Annotated in this window: 15 protein-coding genes and 1 tRNA gene; 11 read left to right on the forward strand and 5 right to left on the reverse strand. The window is 62.8% G+C overall.

Annotation, left to right across the window (positions count from 1 at the left end; all coding sequences use genetic code 11):
* Positions 1-299 precede the first annotated feature (299 nt).
* Positions 300-917: a TetR/AcrR family transcriptional regulator gene (locus OS914_RS13465; RefSeq protein WP_267546573.1), complete on the forward strand. Its 618-nt coding sequence runs from the start codon at positions 300-302 to the stop codon at positions 915-917.
* 6 nt (positions 918-923) lie between these two features.
* On the forward strand, positions 924-1562 hold the full coding sequence (locus OS914_RS13470) for an NUDIX hydrolase (protein WP_267546574.1): 639 nt from the start codon (positions 924-926) through the stop codon (positions 1560-1562).
* A 23-nt stretch (positions 1563-1585) separates the two neighbouring features.
* Here the strand turns inward: OS914_RS13470 and OS914_RS13475 are convergent, their stop codons facing one another.
* Positions 1586-2047, reverse strand: coding sequence for a DUF3817 domain-containing protein (locus tag OS914_RS13475; protein WP_267546575.1), 462 nt, complete (start codon positions 2045-2047; stop codon positions 1586-1588).
* A 329-nt stretch (positions 2048-2376) separates the two neighbouring features.
* Between OS914_RS13475 and OS914_RS13480 the strand changes: the two genes are divergently transcribed.
* Genes OS914_RS13480 through OS914_RS13490 form a run of 3 tightly spaced genes read left to right on the forward strand, consistent with a single transcriptional unit; the run spans position 2377 to position 5036 of the window.
* The gene (locus OS914_RS13480; RefSeq protein WP_267546576.1) at positions 2377-3291 is read left to right on the forward strand and encodes an ABC transporter substrate-binding protein; all 915 of its coding nucleotides are present in this window, start codon (positions 2377-2379) and stop codon (positions 3289-3291) included.
* Positions 3292-3297: 6 nt separating this feature from the next.
* Positions 3298-4272, forward strand: coding sequence for an amino acid ABC transporter permease (locus OS914_RS13485; RefSeq protein WP_267546577.1), 975 nt, complete (start codon positions 3298-3300; stop codon positions 4270-4272).
* Positions 4269-5036: an amino acid ABC transporter ATP-binding protein gene (locus tag OS914_RS13490; protein WP_324290663.1), complete on the forward strand. Its 768-nt coding sequence runs from the start codon at positions 4269-4271 to the stop codon at positions 5034-5036. Before OS914_RS13485 ends, OS914_RS13490 begins: the two co-directional genes overlap by 4 nt.
* A gap of 62 nt (positions 5037-5098) precedes the next feature.
* Here OS914_RS13490 and OS914_RS13495 read toward each other — a convergent pair whose 3' ends face one another.
* The gene (locus OS914_RS13495; RefSeq protein WP_267546578.1) at positions 5099-6184 is read right to left on the reverse strand and encodes an SGNH/GDSL hydrolase family protein; all 1086 of its coding nucleotides are present in this window, start codon (positions 6182-6184) and stop codon (positions 5099-5101) included.
* A 127-nt stretch (positions 6185-6311) separates the two neighbouring features.
* Here OS914_RS13495 and OS914_RS13500 point away from each other — a divergent pair, with 127 nt between their 5' ends.
* The 4 genes from OS914_RS13500 (at position 6312) to OS914_RS13515 (ending at position 14821) form a co-directional block, all read left to right on the forward strand.
* Positions 6312-6731, forward strand: coding sequence for a MarR family winged helix-turn-helix transcriptional regulator (locus tag OS914_RS13500; RefSeq protein WP_267546579.1), 420 nt, complete (start codon positions 6312-6314; stop codon positions 6729-6731).
* A 68-nt stretch (positions 6732-6799) separates the two neighbouring features.
* On the forward strand, positions 6800-7453 hold the full coding sequence (locus OS914_RS13505) for an HD domain-containing protein (RefSeq protein WP_267546580.1): 654 nt from the start codon (positions 6800-6802) through the stop codon (positions 7451-7453).
* Between the two features lie 96 nt (positions 7454-7549).
* A complete protein-coding gene (locus tag OS914_RS13510; protein WP_267546581.1) occupies positions 7550-11314 on the forward strand; it encodes a TM0106 family RecB-like putative nuclease in 3765 nt (1254 codons plus the stop codon).
* Between the two features lie 12 nt (positions 11315-11326).
* Entirely contained in the window at positions 11327-14821 is a 3495-nt protein-coding gene (locus OS914_RS13515) for a DEAD/DEAH box helicase (RefSeq protein WP_267546582.1), read from the forward strand.
* Positions 14822-14856: 35 nt separating this feature from the next.
* Here OS914_RS13515 and OS914_RS13520 read toward each other — a convergent pair whose 3' ends face one another.
* From OS914_RS13520 to OS914_RS13530, 3 genes are all read right to left on the reverse strand, one after another.
* Complete coding sequence (locus tag OS914_RS13520) at positions 14857-15177, reverse strand: putative quinol monooxygenase (RefSeq protein WP_267546583.1); 321 nt, start codon at positions 15175-15177, stop codon at positions 14857-14859.
* A gap of 70 nt (positions 15178-15247) precedes the next feature.
* A complete protein-coding gene (locus tag OS914_RS13525; RefSeq protein ID WP_267546584.1) occupies positions 15248-16321 on the reverse strand; it encodes an alkene reductase in 1074 nt (357 codons plus the stop codon).
* A gap of 189 nt (positions 16322-16510) precedes the next feature.
* Positions 16511-16593, reverse strand: a tRNA-Leu gene (locus OS914_RS13530).
* 308 nt (positions 16594-16901) lie between these two features.
* Here OS914_RS13530 and OS914_RS13535 point away from each other — a divergent pair.
* Together OS914_RS13535 and OS914_RS13540 are read left to right on the forward strand one after the other, a co-directional pair.
* Complete coding sequence (locus tag OS914_RS13535) at positions 16902-17711, forward strand: FhaA domain-containing protein (protein ID WP_267546585.1); 810 nt, start codon at positions 16902-16904, stop codon at positions 17709-17711.
* Positions 17708-18193: an FHA domain-containing protein FhaB/FipA gene (locus tag OS914_RS13540; protein WP_267546586.1), complete on the forward strand. Its 486-nt coding sequence runs from the start codon at positions 17708-17710 to the stop codon at positions 18191-18193. The genes OS914_RS13535 and OS914_RS13540 overlap by 4 nt, the downstream gene beginning before the upstream one ends.
* Position 18194: the final 1 nt, after the last annotated feature.

The raw sequence follows: 18194 nt of genomic DNA on the forward strand, positions 1-18194 counted from the left end.
CGATGAAGGATGAAGATCCGGGACCAACGCATCTGACTGACGCGTCGGTTATAGGACAGCCTTGTGTGTCAGATCACACCTGTCAAGCCCCTGGCATATTTGTGACGTGGATTCGCCTAAAGCTGCTGCATTTGAGCAGAAAGTAGGTCAGGAATATCGCCGTCGCCAGCCGTCCATCGCGAGTTTTAGACTGATTCCCGGCCAGTCAGGGCAACACATAATTCTGATTGACGGGTCAGTTTTGGCAGTAGACTACAGTCATCAACACAGGTCACGCTCTTCGCAGTGAAGGAACCGCAATGAACGAAACTGCTGAATCCAGAGGGAATCAGGAACGCCGGAAAGCCATCCTTGACGCAGCGTGGCAGCTCATTGCCGAGCGTGGCTACCACCACGTACGGGTCCAGGATATTGCCAGAATCTGCGGCACCAGCACCGGTACGGTGCACTACTATTTTCCGGGAAAAGATGATGTCCTGCGCGAGGCACTCCGGTATTGCGTCGACCAGGCATTTGAACGTCAGGGAGTCGCGCTCCGTCAGATCGATAACGCCCGCAAACGGCTTCTCGCCCTGATTGAAATGCAATTGCCGACCGGAACCCAGGTACGTAACGAATGGTCGATCTGGCTCCAATTCTGGGCCGAAACCTGCCTGAATCCCGAGCTCCGTCCGATCCACAATGATTTTTACGCTCGCTGGATGGATACCGTGGTCAGCATCGTACGACGTGGCCAACGGCAGGGCGTTTTCAGCGACGTGGACCCCGTCGATTTTGCCCGTCTGCTGACTTCCGCCACGGATGGTGCCGCCATCAAGATCCTGACCGGCGCACCCGATATGTCCGTCGATGCAATGCGTAACATGCTTGTGCGGATTTTGGACAAGGAACTCGCCCTGTCCAGCCCGGCCATCTGAACCGCAATGCGGACGGGTGACGAGCTGGCCTCACTTCCGCTGGCGGAGCTACGCCCGATCATCGCAGCGCGGCTCTCCGGCTTGGTCCGACGGGCAGTCGACGACGATAAAGCGGACCGGCGCGCAGCCGTCGCCATCGCGGTATACGAAAAAGTCGGCGGTACGCATTTCCTGATGATCAAACGGGCACACCGGCACTCCAATCCCGGCCAGTGGGCACTGCCCGGTGGCCGGATGGATGACGGCGAAACAATCGCCGGAACAGCGATCCGTGAACTCTTCGAGGAGACCGGTCTCGCGGCCGGACCTGATGACGTAGTGGGTCTGCTGGACGACTTCACATCGTCGCGGGGGATCGTCATCACTCCTGTCGTCATCGCGTTGTGCGGCGTGCAGTCTCCCCTGCGAAGCCCAAACGAAGTGGCATCCCTGCATCCCCTGCCCTTGACGCGGCTGACGGCCCCGGGGGTGCCCCGCTGGAAGCGCTCGTCAGGATCAGCGGCCCTCTTACAGCTCCCGCTTCGACATGACATGGTCGTTCATGCTCCAACCGGGGCAATCCTCTGGCAGTTTGCGGAGGTGGCCTTACAGGGCAGACGCACCCGCGTTGCCGATGTTGCCGAGCCTGGCTTTACTGCTCACTGACAAGCGCCCCGTAAGGCATCCGGCTAGCTCCGGCCGCCGGGCGGACCGATGATCAGCAGCGTGCTCATAATGAGAACAACAGCCAGCACAAAGACCGCGCCCAGGACGGCCGGGCGGCGAAGCATCCAGCGCAGCAGCCGGCTGACCGTGGTGTGATCTCGCGGGTCAGCCGTCGCGGTACGCCGCCAGGCGCCGTCGAGCTTTCCCTTCCGATCCATCACCAGATCGAAGGGAATGGTGGCGTAGGGGACAATGGCGGCTGCGACGGCCAGGGTGGTCAGCCGCTTCGGCCAGTGCTGGTTCACGCCCACCAGACCGGCGGTCAGCGCATAACTGATGAAGACGAAACCGTGGATGGATCCGGCGATCTGCACCGGGAGGCCGCCGGCGTTAAAGGCATACTTGAGCACCATGGCGACGATCAACAGGGTCCAGGTGACGGCCTCGGCAAAGGCGAGCGTCCGGTAAAACAAGCGCGGTGACATGCGTAATTCAGGTCCTAGGGTTGTCGGGTGGGTCTATTGACGCACGGAACCGGCACCCTGAGGCGAGGGCGTAGCCCCACCCGGGTGTGTGCCGTTAACACGGCGAAGGTTGCGGTGCCGGCAGATGGGGATGTCTGACCGCCATGACCACGGTTTGTTTCCCTTCGACCGCATCTACGATTCTATGGCCCTTCGTCGCAGCGTGCGGTCCGGGTCCGTCACCAAACCGCAACCCGCCGTCGTCGTCATATGGTCCAGCTCACAGCTGCGACCGCTGTAAGGTCGGCACAAGGCGCTCTCCGGCGCACCCCTGATGAGAGAAGCAATCCATGCGATCACGATATGCCGCCGTCTCCGTCCTAGCCGCTGCCGCCCTCCTGCTCACGGGGTGCGTTGACAACAGCACTCCCCCCGCGGGCGGTGGCGCCTCCTCCGGATCCTCCGGCTCCCCGGAGGCGGTGGTGGTCAAGAAAAATGATGCGATAGCCGCCATGCTGCCGGAGAAGATCAAAACCGCCGGGGTCCTCAACGTCGGAATGGCGAACAATTACCCGCCGAACGAGTTCAAGGACGGCAACGGCAAACCTGCCGGCTGGTCGGTGGACCTGACCAACGCGCTGGGCCAGGTGCTAGGCCTGAAGGTCAACTTCGACATCGGCACGTTCGACAACATCCTGCCTGCCATTAACGCCGGTAAGGATGACATGGGCATGTCCTCCTTCACCGATACCGCCGAGCGGGAGAAGCAGGTGGACTTCGTCAACTACTACTCGGCCGGCATCCAGTGGGCTGCCCCGGTGGGCAAGACGGTTGATCCGAAGAATGCCTGCGGCCTGAAAGTAGCTGTTCAGGCCACCACCTACGAGGACACGCATGAGGTCCCCGCCAAGTCGAAGGCCTGCACGGATGCGGGCAAGCCGGCCATCGAGATCTTCAAGTACGACGCGCAGGATCAGGCCACGAATGCGCTGGTGGTGGGCCAGGTCGATGCGATGAGCGCAGATTCACCGGTCACGCTGTACGCGATCTCACAGACCAAGGGAAAACTGCAGCCGGCGGGCGGCGCGTTCGAGGTCGCACCGTATGGAATGCCGGTGGCCAAGAACAGTCCGTTCACCCCGGTGCTGCAGAAGGCCCTGCAGGCGCTGATCGACGATGGCAGCTACACCAAGATCCTGTCCAAGTGGGGCGTTGAAAGCGGCGGGGTCAAGACGGCAGACATCAACGTCGGCGCGAAGGGGTAACCGGCCATGCTGGATCCGGAGGAGGGCGAGGCCATTAAGGCCGTCCCGCTGCGGCACCCGTGGCGCGTCCTGATCGCCGTCGTCCTGGTGCTCTCCTTGGCCGTCTTCATTCTCGACGCCGCCCAGCGCGAGGATTACGGCTGGGCCAATGTGGGCAAATACATCTTCGACAAACGGATCAGCCAGGCCGCACTGGTGACTCTGCAGCTGACCGTTTATTCCATGCTGATCGCCATTACATTGGGACTGCTGCTGGCCATCATGCGGCTCTCGCCCAACCCCGTGGTGAAGAGCGTCGCCTGGTTGTACCTGTGGATTTTCCGCGGGACGCCAGTGTATGTGCAGCTGGTTTTTTGGGGCATCGTGGCGCTGATTTATCCGGTGCTCACGCTGGGCGTTCCCTTCATGACGCCGTGGGTGACCGTGCCCAATGACGTTTTCCACAATCTTTTTATCACCGCTGTGATCGGACTGGCGCTCAATGAGGCGGCGTACATGTCCGAAATTGTGCGGGCGGGCCTGCTGTCGGTGGATGAGGGGCAGGAAGAGGCATCCAAGGCCCTGGCGATGTCCTGGGGACAGACCATGCGCTACATCGTGGTGCCGCAGGCGATGAAGATCATCATTCCGCCCACCGGCAACGAAGTGATCTCGATGCTCAAGACAACATCCCTGGTGGCGGCGATACCGTTGAGCATCGATCTTTACGGAGTCTCCCGCGGCATTTCCGCGGTGACGTTCACCCCGGTACCGCTGCTGATCGTGGCCTCCATCTGGTATCTGCTGTTCACCTCCGTGCTGATGGTGGGCCAGCATTTCATTGAAAAGCGCTTCTCCCGCGGGACCGGGCGCCGCAAAGCGGATAAGCCGACGACGGGCGGCGATCCAGCCGCCTTCGCAGGTTCACATGCCGGCAACGGGCCGACGACGGCGGCACTGACCAATGCGCCCGCCGGCAACGAAGCAGGGGGCAAAGGATGACAGGCAGGACCATGGTGCACGCGGACCGTGTATCTAAAAGCTTCGGGACCAATAAGGTGTTGCGAAGCATCAGTCTGACGGTCAACGCCGGTGAGGTGCTGTGCATCGTGGGTCCCAGCGGCTCCGGAAAGTCCACCTTTCTGCGCTGCATCAATCACCTGGAACGGGTGGATGCCGGCCGGCTCTCCGTGGAAGGCCAGCTGGTCGGGTACCGGGAGAAAGGCGGCAGGCTGTACGAGCTCAAGCCGAAGGAAGCGGCCTTCCAGCGCCGTGACATCGGCATGGTGTTCCAGCGCTTCAACCTTTTCCCGCATCTAACCGCGGTGGAGAACATCATTCAGGCCCCGATGCGGGTCAAGCGGATGTCCAAGGCCAAGGCGACCGCGCGGGCGATGGAGCTGATGGAACGGGTGGGGCTGGGCGACAAGGGCGATTACTATCCGGCGCACCTCTCCGGCGGCCAGCAGCAGCGCGTGGCCATTGCCCGGGCGCTGGCAATGGACCCGAAGCTGATGCTCTTCGACGAACCGACCAGCGCGCTGGACCCCGAGCTGGTTGGTGAGGTCTTGGATGTGATGAAAGGGCTGGCGAAAAGCGGAATGACCATGATCGTGGTGACACACGAGATGGGCTTCGCTCGTGAAGTGGCGGATTCGCTGGTGTTCATGGACGACGGCGTCGTCGTGGAATCCGGGGACCCACGCCAGGTGCTGACCGACCCGCAGCATGAGCGGACCAAGGCTTTCCTCTCGAAGGTCCTCTGACCGGGAGGCTCCGGGCCGGATCTTCCGCACGGGAAGCTCCGATCGTTGCGGCGCGGCCAGGCTCAGGCCGGCCAGTTCCAGGGCCGGAGGCCATGGGCGCCGGCGAGCGCGGCGGCGCCCTCCCATACGCGTTGCAGCACGCTCATGATGCCCATCGGGCGGTCGGGCGCGGCGGGGCCTGTCACCGGGCCTGTCGCCGGTTCGCGCCCCAGCTCCACCTTTCGCGCAGAGGCCAAGGCCCGTCGTCCCATCCACGTACCCATTGCCGCCACCCACTTCCGGTTTGTTGGTGCATAAATACGGTGCGGGACCGCCAAATGAACGCCGGTCACGGGTGCAGCGGCCGCGCAGACGCTGGGCAGGAGCAGGCGCGCGGCCCGCGCATAGCCCAGCGGAGATGAATGGAAATGATCCGTGGCGAACATCTGCCCCGGGTTTTCCAGGAACTGCGGCCCGAGCATATCGCCAATCGCGACCGCCCTGCCACCGGTCCGCAGAACCACGAAGGTCTGCGCCACGGCCAGGACCCGGCTGTACCATCCGGCGATGAAACGCAGTGGAGGTACCAGCGCCTTGATGGTCCCCATATCCGGACAGGTACCGACCACCACCTGGCCCCCCTGAGATTGCAGATGCCGGATCGCGCCGGCAAGCAGCGCGGCCGACGCCGGAATGGACCGAAGCTGCATTACGTCGTTGCCGCCCACCAGGATTGCTGTCACATCCGGAATTCCTTTCAGCAGTCCGATCTGCGCGGTCAGGTCCCTCGATTCGGCCCCCGAAACCGCAACGTTGTCCAGGACCACGGGGCGCATGGCCTTTGCCGAGAGGCCGCGGGCCAGCAGTGCAGGAATGGTCTGACTGCTTCGCGAGGCTCCCACCCCCAGAGCGTTAGAATCCCCCAGGACAGCCAAACCGATGGTGGCACCTGCATACCCGGAACCGTAAAGTCCCTCCGCCCGGGGAGGATCTTCGGCCGCGGCCCTGCGGAAATGAACCCCGATCCAATACGCCTCGACGACGGAAATGACCGCTGCAGCAATAACGCTGCCCAGGCTGAGCCGGATGAGGCGCATCGCCAGAAGGGACACTTGGCGGGTCAACAGCGGCAACTGCTGCGCGCCGCCGTCGTACTTTCCGATCAGCATGACGTGCCTCGTTCGACGAAAGAAAGCCCGCGCCCAGCGGTGGCCGGCTCGCGGCCGGAACCGGCCGTGTTCTCACCATACGCGCCGTAACCGACCGCGACGTGGGCAAACTTTGTATAGTGGGGCCATGGCTACCCAACGTCCCCTCGGATTCTGGCTCAAGTTGGTTGACGGGCTGATCAACCAACAGTTTGACGGTCTCGTCGAAGAACACGGCGTAACGCGCCCGCAATGGCAGATCATGAATGTGCTCGCGGAAAATCCGTCAAGCGAGACGGAACTGACGAATGTCCTCCAACCGTTCTTCGACTCGACGGTCTCCGTTTCCGCCGCCGAACCGGTCACCGAGCTGCTCGAAAGCGGCTGGGTCGAATTCGACGGTGAACGCTACTCGCTCACCGGGCTTGGCCACGACAGTCTGCTCCGGCTGGGGGAGGTCGTGGAACACCAACGGGAGAAGATCACCAAAAATATTCCTGCCGAGGAATACGAGGCGGCCCTGGACGTATTGCAGAGGATGGCCCGCAACCTGGGCTGGCGCGAATAACTCGATATCCTTATGAGCTGGACGTGCGTTTTGTAACGGGCGCGGGCAGTCGAAGATGAGGATTGAAAATGACGGAAGCGACATTCACAGTAGAGACCGCCATGGTCCTGGCCGAGGTTGCGCACTCGCGCCAGAAGGACAAACTTAAACGGCCCTACCGCGACCATGTTATCGCCGTGGGTGACGCGCTGGCGGATTTTGGTGATGAGATCCGCATCGCCGGGTATCTGCACGATATTGCTGAGGACACGCCCATGACGCGGCAGGGACTTCTCGACATGGGAGTGCCGCCACACTCGGTGGAAATCATCGAGCGCGTGTCTACCAATCTCCAGGAAGATCCGGACGATTATCTGGCCTGCATCCGCACCGTTGCCCAGCATCACGACGCGTCCTTAGTGAAAATTTCGGATAATGCGCATAACTCGCTGCCCGAACGGGTGCAGGCGCTGGCCAGGAAATGGCCGGATAAGACGCCGACCACCAAGTACGCAGATGCCCGGGAGATTCTTTACCGGGCCGTCCCCGAAGCCGAGGTGCTGCTCATCCTGAAGCGGGCAAATCCCTTCCTGATCCCCGCGCTGGAGGCAATCATCGCCGCCGACAACGACGCTGATACCGGGGAGGGAGATTCCGGGGACGCCGGTGATTCACCCACTGTGGACGGCACGGATGCAGCGGAATCCACGGACGCAGCGGAATCCACGGACGCAGATTCCTAAGCCGCACCGCGATCCCTGCGGGCGCCCACTGCCGGCAGGAATTGTCGGTGGCCGCTGATACGTTGTCAGCACCATAAGAGCTAAGGGCGGGACGGCATGTTTCTTCTTGACGGTGCGAGGGAGGGCGGGGCTTCATCAACGGATTCACCGGGCCGGCCGCAGGACCTGGTGTATTCCGCCAGCGACCTGGTCATCGCTGCGCACTGCGAGTACCAGTTGCTGCGCAAACTGGACGAACGGCTGGGCCGCAGCACCAGGTCCGTCTTCGCTGTGGACGCGATGCTGGCGCGGACCGCACAGCTTGGAGACGTGCACGAACACAGGGTCCTGGACGGATTCGTGTCCCGTTATGGAGCCTGGAATCCGGTAACTGCCAAGGGTGTATACGATGTTGCCCCCGCTGCGTCGATGGACCGCGCAACGCTGCAGGCCAAACACGATGAATCCATTGCCGCCCTGCAGAACGGTGCGGACGTCGTTTTCCAGGCCGCCTTCTTTGACGGCACCTTCCACGGGCGCTCGGACTTTCTGGTCAGGAACTACGACGGCACGTACGCCGTGTTCGACACGAAACTGGCGCGTCACGCGAAGGTCTCCGCGCTTCTCCAGCTGGCCGCCTACGCGGACCAACTCCGCAAAGCCGGGATCACGCCGTCGCCCGCCATCACGCTGGTCTTAGGCGACGGACGGCACAGCGATCACCAACTAGCCGATGTCCTGCCGGTCTTCAGGGAGAGGCGCACCCGCTTTTTGGCCATGACTGCCGCTCATCGGGCGCAGGAACGCCCCGTCCGCTGGGCAGATTCACAATACACGGCCTGCGGACACTGTGACTATTGCGTCGAGCAGGTCCAGAAGAACCGGGACCTGCTGCTCGTGGCCGGCATGACAATGGCGCAACGGCAGAAACTACAGGCAACAGGGATCAGCACCATCGATCAGCTCGCCGCCATTCCGGCTGACCGGCTCACGGGGCTAAGTCCGACCGTCGCGAGACTGCGCGAGCAGGCCCAGTTCCAGACCGGCACAGCGGTTCCGGACGGCGTGGTCAGCTACTTAGACAAGGAAGGCCTCCCCCAAACCATCAGCTACCGGGTCTTGGAGAACAACACATTGGGCAGGCTGCCGCGTCCGGACAGCGGCGACATCTTTTTTGACTTCGAGGGCGACCCGCTCTGGCAGGACGCGGTAACCGGCAGATGGGGACTGGAGTACCTTTTCGGCGTCATTGAAGCTCCGTTGGCACCGGATGAAAAACCGGTTTTCCGCCCCTTCTGGGCGCATAATCGGGCCGAGGAAAAGCGCGCTTTCCTGGACTTTCTCAGCTACGTCGCCGAGCGCCGCAGAGCCCATCCTGCCATGCGGATTTACCATTATGCGACGTATGAAAAGACAGCGTTGCGCAATCTGTCCCTGACCCATCTGGCAGGTGAGGACGCCGTCGATGCGCTCCTGCGGGAGGGGGTCCTGGTGGACCTCTATGAGACAGTGCGGCACAGTCTGCGGATCTCCGCTGATTCTTACAGCATCAAGAAACTTGAACCCCTGTATATGGGAACCACTCTGCGCAGCGGCGATGTCACGGATGCCGGCGCATCGGTGGTTGCCTACGCGGACTATTGCGCCGCCAGGGACGCCGCAGAGACGGAAGATGCGACGGACGCCGAGAAAGATTCAGCTGCGGCCCTGGCAGCCCGGATCCTTGCCGGAATCCGTGACTATAACGCGTACGACTGCCTCTCCACCCTGCGGCTGCGGGACTGGCTGCTGAGTGTGGCGGCCGCACGCGGAACTCCACCGGCCGGCACCCCGGCGGCCCCGGACGACGAAGACGGGGACGGCGGCGGGGACGTCAACGGGGACGGCAACGGGGACGGCAACGAGGACGGAGACGGGGGCGGCAACGCAGCGGATTCGGCCAGGCACCGGTACGAGCCATCAGCCGAGGAAGCCAACCTGCAGGGTTACCTCGCCGCTCTCCCTGCCGGTAAGCCACTGACCGCGCAGGATCAGGCCGTCGCGATGGTGGCGGCCGCCGTTGGATACCACCGCCGGGAAGAGAAGCAATTCTGGTGGGGACACTTTGACCGCCTTAATCAACCGCTGGCCGCCTGGGAGCAGCACCGGGATGTGTTTACTGTGGACCGGGCCGAGGTCGTCGAGGATTGGGTGAAACCGACATCGCGGAGCAACGCTGTGCGGACCCTCCGACTATCCGGACATTTGGCCGATGGCTCGGTGTACGCTCCCGGGAAAACCTTCTTCCGTATGTACGAACCCCCGTTTCCGGAGGCTCTTGAGCGGGCCGATGACGGGATGACTGCGCGGGCAGGCTGGTTTGCTACGCAAGTACTGGAGGTATCGAGGGAGGCAGAGGAGGATGTGCTGCTGGTGCGGGAGAGGCTGCACAACGGCGCCGAGGAGCACCGGCAGCTGCCCTTTGCCCTGACACCGGAGTGCCCGATCGGTACCGACGGGCAGAAGAACGCCCTCACCGCCCTTGCCGCCAAGGTCGGTGTTTCACTGCCCTTTCTTCCGGCAGACCCGGCCCTGGACCTCTTGCAGCGCCGCCCACCCCGTTTGAAAACCCTGACCGGATTACCGGCGGTCGGGGAAGGTCCGGAAGCTTATGCGGACGCCATTACGGCCACTGTTGCGGATCTGGACCGTTCCTATCTTGCCGTCCAGGGCCCTCCCGGCACGGGTAAGACGCATGTGGGCCCCCATGTCATCGCCAACCTAGTGGCCCGAGGCTGGAAGGTCGGCGTCGTGGCCCAGTCACATGCCGTCGTCGAAAACCTACTCCGTGCGGCGATCCGCACGGCCGGCGTGTCAGCTGACCGAGTAGCCAAAAAGGTGCTGGGAACGAGTACCGAGGTGCCGTGGTCCGGAAGATCCGACGACGCCGTCGCCGGTTTGCTGGCCCGTCCGGGTGGGTGCCTGGTGGGCGGGACCGCCTGGACCATGACGGGGTCGAAAGTCGCAGCGGATTCGCTGGACCTCCTGGTGATCGATGAAGCCGGACAATTTTCCCTCGCCAACACCATGGCCGTTTCCCGCGTTGCACCGAGGCTGCTGTTGCTGGGCGATCCCCAGCAGCTGCCGCAGGTAACGCAGGGCAAGCATCCGGAACCGGTGGATGAATCGGCGCTCGGCTGGCTATCGCCCGGCGTGCACACACTGCCGGCGGAACTGGGCTACTTCCTGTCCACCTCGTGGCGGATTCACCCCTACTTGTGCGCGGCAGTCTCCGATTTCTCCTATGATGGCCGGCTCCGGTCTGCGCCGTCAGCGTCGCTGCGTCACCTCGCGGGCGTTCCCGCGGGCGTGGCCTGCGTTCTTATCCGGCACAGCGGCAACTCCACGTCGTCAGGGGAAGAAGCGGCCGAGGTAATCCGGCAGACACGTGCCCATCTTGGTCTTGCCTGGCTGGACCGGAAGCAAACAGAGGTGCCGCGGCCGCTGGAACAGGAAGACATTCTGGTTGTCGCCGCCTACAACGCCCAGGTCCAGCTCATCGCGCGGGAACTCGGCAGGGCCGGACTGGGTAAGGTACGAGTGGGCACGGTGGACAAATTCCAGGGACAGGAAGCGCCCGTGGTGATAGTTTCCATAGCCGTCTCTGCGGCCGGTGACATTCCGCGCGGCATCGAATTCCTGCTTTCCCGAAACCGCATCAATGTAGCCGTCTCCCGCGGACAGTGGCGCGCCGTTATTATCCGCTCCCCCGAACTGACCAACTATCTTCCTGTCCGTCCGGAGGGACTGGCACAACTTGGCGGATTCATCGCCCTCTGCGAGCGGGCGGCGTCCAGCGGGAATGGAGCCCGGGCCACCGGCAGTTCTGCGGCCGCCCCATGAGAGCATTAAGAGGTGTCTAGTCCCGTGGAGCTGGAGGTCATTCTGCCGCCCATGGTGGACATTACGGACATTGTCCGGCTGGTGGGTGAACCGGCACTGGGCCGCGCCCGCCCTTACGCGCGCAACGGATCGGTGCACAGGATCGGCTGGGACCCCACGAAAGGGCTGCTGACCGGAACGGTGCAGGGCGCCGCCGCTGCTCCGTATCACTGCCGCATCGACCTGGTCGCTCAGGGCAGCGGGCGGCTCATTCCGGTCAGCAGCTCGTGCAGCTGCCCCGTGGCCTTCGACTGCAAACATGTCGCGGCCACTCTGCTCAGCAGCAATGCCGTGCGCCTGCAGCGGGAGATGGCAACGACCCGCAGTGCTCCGGACCAGGACACGTTGACGGCACCGCCTGCGGAGCGCAAACCGCTGGCCGGCTGGAAATCCAGCCTCAGTACTTTGGTCGGGCCGGTAGCCAAACCGGGCCGGGACACCCCCGGGCGGCTCGTTGCCGGCGGCACCGGCCCGCAGCGCATGACCACGGCGATGGGGCTGCAGTTTGAGCTGCGGCCCGTCGCCCCGGCGCGCCGGACCCGTTGGGCCATTCCCGGTCCCGCTGCACCAGCCAAGGCCGGAACACGCGGCCCGTCCGCCGGGCCCTATCGTCTGGGCGTCCGGCCGGTCACCCTTAACAGCAAAGGCAACTGGGTCAAGGGCAGCCTGACCTGGAATACGGTCAGTTACCAGGTGAACAGGCTCAATCTAGACCCGGAACAGCACCGCTGGTTCTGCCAGTTCGCCCCGCTGCACCGGGCGAACGGCCAAGTCTATTTCGGCCAGGACAATGATTGGCTCTATCTGGATGACTTCAGCAGTCCGCTGTTATGGAATCTGTTCGACGATGCCGCCCGATTGGGCATCGCTTTGGTGGGGACCAAGAAGGATGCCGTCATCAGTATTGGCAAACATGCCGATGTGAGCATGGACGCCACCGGGGAAGGGGATTCTTCGTTGCGGCTTGCCGCGGTTCTGCTGATCGACGAGCAGGCTTACCCGCCGCTGGACGCAGGAACCATCGGCAACCATGGCGTGTATGCCTACCAGGTGTCCCCCGCAGCCATTACCTTGGCGCCGGTTTCCGCTGGGCTGTCAGCCGAGCAGAGGGCTCTGCTGCGACAGAGTGCCGCCGTCGTTATCCCGGCAGCGGACGTTGACGAGTTCATGACGGAGTTCTATCCCCGGCTGCGCCAAGCAGTCAGCGTCCGCAGCCCGGACGATTCCATCCAATTCCCCAAAATCCAACCGCCTGTATTGGTGCTGACTGCTGCCTACGAGCCGGAGCACACGCTGTTGCTGCACTGGGACTGGGAGTATCCGCAGCCCGGTGGCGCCCTGCGGCTTCCGCTCCACGCGGTACCGCAGGCTGCCGGCTACCGGGATGCGGAGACCGAGGCCACCGTGATGGCGCTGGCCACCGCGGCGCTGCGTCCGGCCGCACTCCAGGCCAACGCCATGCTCAAGGGCATCGACGCCGCAGAATTCAGCGAGCGTTCGCTGCCAAAAATTGAAAAGCTCGACGGCGTACGGATGGACGTGCTCGGGGATCGTCCCGACTACCGCGAACTGACCGATCCCCCGGAACTGACTATCAGTACGGTTGAAACGGATCAGCGGGACTGGTTCGATCTCGGCGTCATGGTCACGATCGGGGGACGGAAAATTCCCTTTGATAATATCTTCCGGGCGTTGGCAAAGGGGAAAACCAAGCTGCTTCTGGTGGACAATTCATACCTGTCGCTGGACCAGCCCATATTTGCCCGGCTTCATCAGCTCATTGAGGAAGCCCGCGCCCTGCAGGAATGGGAAACCGGCCTGCGGATCAGCCGCTACCAGGCCGGTCTGTGGTCCGACTTCGAGGACCTGGCCGAGGACACGGAACAGGCGCAGAGCTGGCGGGCCGCTGTCACCGGGCTGCTGGAATTGGATGCCGTGAAACCGACGCCGGTGCCACAGTCTCTGCTCGCCACCTTGCGCCCTTACCAGCTGGACGGATTCACGTGGCTGGCGTTCCTCTGGAAGCACCAGCTGGGCGGCGTCCTCGCCGATGACATGGGTCTTGGTAAGACGCTGCAGACTCTGGCACTGATACTTCACGCCAAGGAGTCCGCCGGACAAATGCCGTCCGGTCCGAATGGAGCGCAGCCGGACGGACCACCGGCCGCGCAGCCGGACGGACCACCGGCCGCGCAGCCGGACGGATCACCGGCCGTGCAGCATGATGCACAGTTGCCGTTCCTCGTCGTCGCACCCACATCCGTGGTTCCCAACTGGCTCTTGGAAGCCGCACGGTTCGCCCCGGGCCTGAAGACGGCCGGGATTACTGACACGCAGGGAAAAAGCGGCGTGCCGCTGTCCCGCACGACTGCGGGGACCGACGTCGTCATTACGTCGTACGCGCTTTTCCGGCTGGATTTCGAGGCGTATCAGGGGCAGAAATGGGCGGGGCTGATTCTGGATGAGGCTCAGTTCGTAAAGAACCGGACCGCGAAAGTCCACCTCTGTGCCAAGGACCTCAAGGTTCCGTTCAAGCTGGCCATCACGGGCACGCCGATGGAGAACAACCTGATGGAGTTATGGTCGCTCTTCGCCATCGTGGCGCCGGGGCTGTTTCCCTCAGCGCGTAAGTTCACCGAGACATATCAGCGGCCGATTGAACGCGGCGAGGACCAGGCCCTGCTGGCCCAGCTGCGCCGCCGGATCCGGCCGCTGATGATGAGACGCACTAAAGACGCGGTGGCAAAGGACCTTCCGGCGAAACAAGAGCAGGTGCTGGAGGTGGAGCTGGGCCCGAAGCACAAGAAGATTTACGAGACCTTTCTGCAGCGCGAACGGCAGAAACTGCTCGGTCTGATCGAGGACATGGACAAGAACCGCTTCATTGTTTTCCGCTCGCTCACGCTGCTGCGCATGCTCAGCCTTGACGCATCTCTGGTGGACCCGAAGTACGCATCGGTGCCCTCAGCGAAACTCGAGGCCCTCTACGAGCAGTTGGAGGATGTCCTCGCCGAAGGCCACCGGGCATTGATCTTCAGCCAGTTCACATCGTTTTTAAAGAAGGCGGCCCAGCGGCTGGACGAGATGGGCATCCCCTACTGTTATCTGGACGGATCCACACGACGGCGGGCGGAGGTCATCACCAAATTCAAAGACGGCGCCGCCCCGGTGTTCCTCATCAGCCTCAAAGCCGGTGGCTTCGGCCTGAATCTTACCGAGGCGGACTACGTCTTCCTCCTCGATCCATGGTGGAATCCCGCGACGGAGAATCAAGCCGTGGACCGGACGCACCGGATCGGCCAGACCCGGAATGTGATGGTCTACCGAATGATCGCCAAAGGGACCATTGAGGAGAAGGTGATGGCGCTCAAGGAGCGGAAGGCGCGGCTCTTCGACGCGGTGATGGACGACGACGCCATGTTCAGTTCAGCGCTGACCGCAGACGATATCCGTGGGCTGCTGGAGTAAACGCAGATCCCCCTTGATGATCGCAGCGGGTGCCGCTACTGGACGGTAAGCTCACCCATCCGGCCCCAGCCCTCGGCGCCGATCTTCTCGCTGATGATCTGCGGCGTTTCAGCCAGGGCCTGGGGCATGACCGTCATCGCGCGCTGGAAGTGCGCGCTGTTGACGTGATCTCCGGCGGCGTCATCGTGGAAGGCTTCGACCAATGTGAATTCATTGGGATTATCCACGCTCCGGGACCAGTCGAACCAAAGATTGCCCGGTTCCTGCCGCGTGGCCGCGGTAAATTCGCGGGTCAGATCCAGCCAGCGCTCCGTCCAATCGGGCTTGACGTTGAATTTAACGACGATGAAAATCATTGCACGCCTGCTTCCTCAAGTAACTGTCCCAAACGGTCCCTGCCATCATTCCACTGACAAAATAGGTCTGCTAGCTTGCCAACGCAGGATAATCCGTGTAACCGGCAGCTCCGTCGGTGTAAAAGGTCAGCGGATCCGGTGCATTCAGTGGCAGGTCCTCCTGCCACCGCCTCACCAAGTCCGGGTTAGCTATCGCCGGCCGGCCCACAACGACTGCGTCCGCGTGGCCGTCTGCCATCAGCGCCATTGCTTCGTCCCGAGTGGTCACGATGCCGAAACCGCTGTTGAGCAGCAGCGGGCCAGCAAACCAGGCCCGCAGATCCTGGACCAAAGAGCCGGTGGGGTCTTGGTGCAGAATGCTCAGGTATGCCAGATTCAGCGGCGCGATCGTCTTCAGCAGCGAGGCATAGGTGGCGCGCACGTCTGCGGCGTCAGTTTCCAGGGCGCCCTGGATATTGTGCTCGGGCGAAACCCGGATGCCTACCCGTTCGGCACCTATTTCCGCCGCCACAGCCGCAACAACCTCAGCCACAAAACGGGCCCGGTTCTCCGGCGAGCCGCCATAGCCATCGTTGCGCTCATTCGATGCAGGGGAGAGGAACTCATGGAGTAAATAGCCGTTGGCACCATGCAGCTCGACGCCGTCGAACCCGGCGGTAATTGCGTTGCGTGAAGCACGGACAAACTCGCCAATGACCCCTTTCAGTTCGTCGCCGCTGAGCTCATGCGGGACGGGATACGCAAGCTTGCCCTCGTAGGTCCGGGTTAACCCGTCGATGGCGATTGCGCTGGGGCCCACCACCGGAAAGCCACCGGTTATTGCCTCGTGCGTGACCCGGCCAGCGTGCATGACCTGGGCAAAGATACGGCCGCCCTCCTCGTGGACTGCCTGCGTTACTTTGCTCCAACCTGCCAGCTGCTCATCCGTGACCAGTCCGGGCTGGCCGGGAAAGCCCTGCCCCGCATGACTGGGGTATGTGCCTTCACTGACGATCAGGCCAAGGGAGGCGCGCTGCCGGTAATGCTCCGTTACGAGCGGTCCAGGAACCCCGCTCCGCCCCGAACGCGAGCGGGTCAGGGGAGCCATCACTAGCCGGTTTCGCAGCTCAAGAGCGCCAACGGTCAGGGGAGAGAACAAGTTCAAGGGAGTCTCTTTTCAGTCGAGTTAGGTTCACTGGTCCCAACGTCTCTGCCCCTGCCACTATTTCCGTTTGAGAGCAGAGTCACCACCGCCGGCCCCGGGTTAGCCCCTGACTTTGCGCACAAAAAACGCCCCGGTCCTGAGACCGGGGCGTTCTTGTTTCCCTTGGTTTGACCCTGAAGGAATAGAGCGTGCGCGAGGGGGGATTTGAACCCCCACACCCGTTAAGATACTGGCACCTGAAGCCAGCGCGTCTGCCGTTCCGCCACTCGCGCGCTGCCGTCTTTTGTCCGGTTTTTCAGCCAGATGGTTCAGAAACCCAAACCAAAAGAACAGCGAGATCAAGATTACCCGACGCCGTGCCGAAATACCTAAACGCCTGGATCAGCCATGCCAGGGGCCGCCGAACAGAGACCAGTTCGAAGCCGAAGGCGCAGTCATCCGTGACCCTGGCGTGTGGCCATACCGAGGTATGAAACTGCGCCCGCAAGGAGCACCAGATGGGGATTTTCATGGTTCCGCCCAGTAGTATCGGGATGGACAAGTTCGCGCAGAATATCGAGAAATTGTGAGGAGAGGGCCGATGGGGCTGTTGGATAACGTCGAAAAAGGCATCGAAAAAGCCGTACGTGGCGCCTTCTCCCGTGGATCAAAAGCACAGGTCCAGCCGGTGGAAATTGCCAGCCGCCTCCGGCGCGAGCTCGATGACAAGGCCATGACGTTGGCCGCTGGACGGACGTTAGCGCCCAACGTCTTTGACGTTCAACTCAGCGAACAGGATTTTGAGCGTGCCCGCAGTTGGGGCACCGCGCTGGCCGAAGAACTCTGCGACGTCGTGATCAATCATTCGCGTGGTCAGGGCTATATATTGCAGGGCCCCGTCCGGGTCGCCTTTCACCAGGAAGCGGAGTTGAAAGCGGGCGTTTTCCAGATCGGCTCCCGGACCGAAAAGACCGGCGGCAGCGCCTCCGCGGACCAGCCCAAGAGTCAGCCGGAGCAAAATGTGGCCTCGGTCGATGTGCCCGCGGGTTATCCCGCAGGGCCTCCCGCGGCCCCACCGCGCCCACCCGCCCGGGCCGCAGCACAAAATCTTCAGCCGGTGCTGGACATTGACGGCCAGCGCTACTCACTGAATGCGCCGAGCATCATTCTGGGCCGGTCATCGGATGCCGACATTCTTATCGATGACACGGGCGTTTCCCGAAAGCATCTGGAAATCCGGACCGAACACGGCCGGTCGACGGCCGTAGATCTGGGATCCACCAACGGCAGCTATGTCAATGGCCGAAAGGTCTCCGGCAGCACAGAGCTGTCCGACGGCGCCACGGTGACGATGGGCCGGACTAAGATCATTTTCCGGTTACTGCCGATGCGAAACGGCGGACGCGGATGAATGAGCTCAGCGGCCTGACGGTTACCGTACTGCGCTTTGGCTTCCTGCTATTGCTGTGGGTGATGATCTTCAGTGTGGTCGGGGCGATGCGCCGTGACCTGGTGATCGGGCGGAGGACCAAGGTCGGCACCCCAACCGCCCGCCAGGCGCGCAGGCACCCCGAGCTGGTGGACGCACCTCCGGCCCGTGCGCAGGCACGGACCTTGGCGGTCACCGAGGGCCCGTTGGCGGGGCGCACCCTGGAACTGTCCGGGACACCGATTCTCCTCGGACGCGCTCAAGAAGCCACGCTCGTTCTCGAAGACGATTACGCCTCCGGACGTCACGCCAGGCTCTTCCCGCAGGGAAGCCGCTGGTTCATCGAGGATCTAGGTTCGACGAACGGCACGTTCCTGGGCGACCAGCAATTGACCCGCGCCTTGCCGGTCGAGCTCGGCGTCCCGGTCCGGATCGGTAAGACGGTCATCGAATTGAGGCCGTGAC

The organism is Arthrobacter endolithicus (genome assembly GCF_026627425.1).
GTDB lineage: Bacteria > Actinomycetota > Actinomycetes > Actinomycetales > Micrococcaceae > Arthrobacter_M.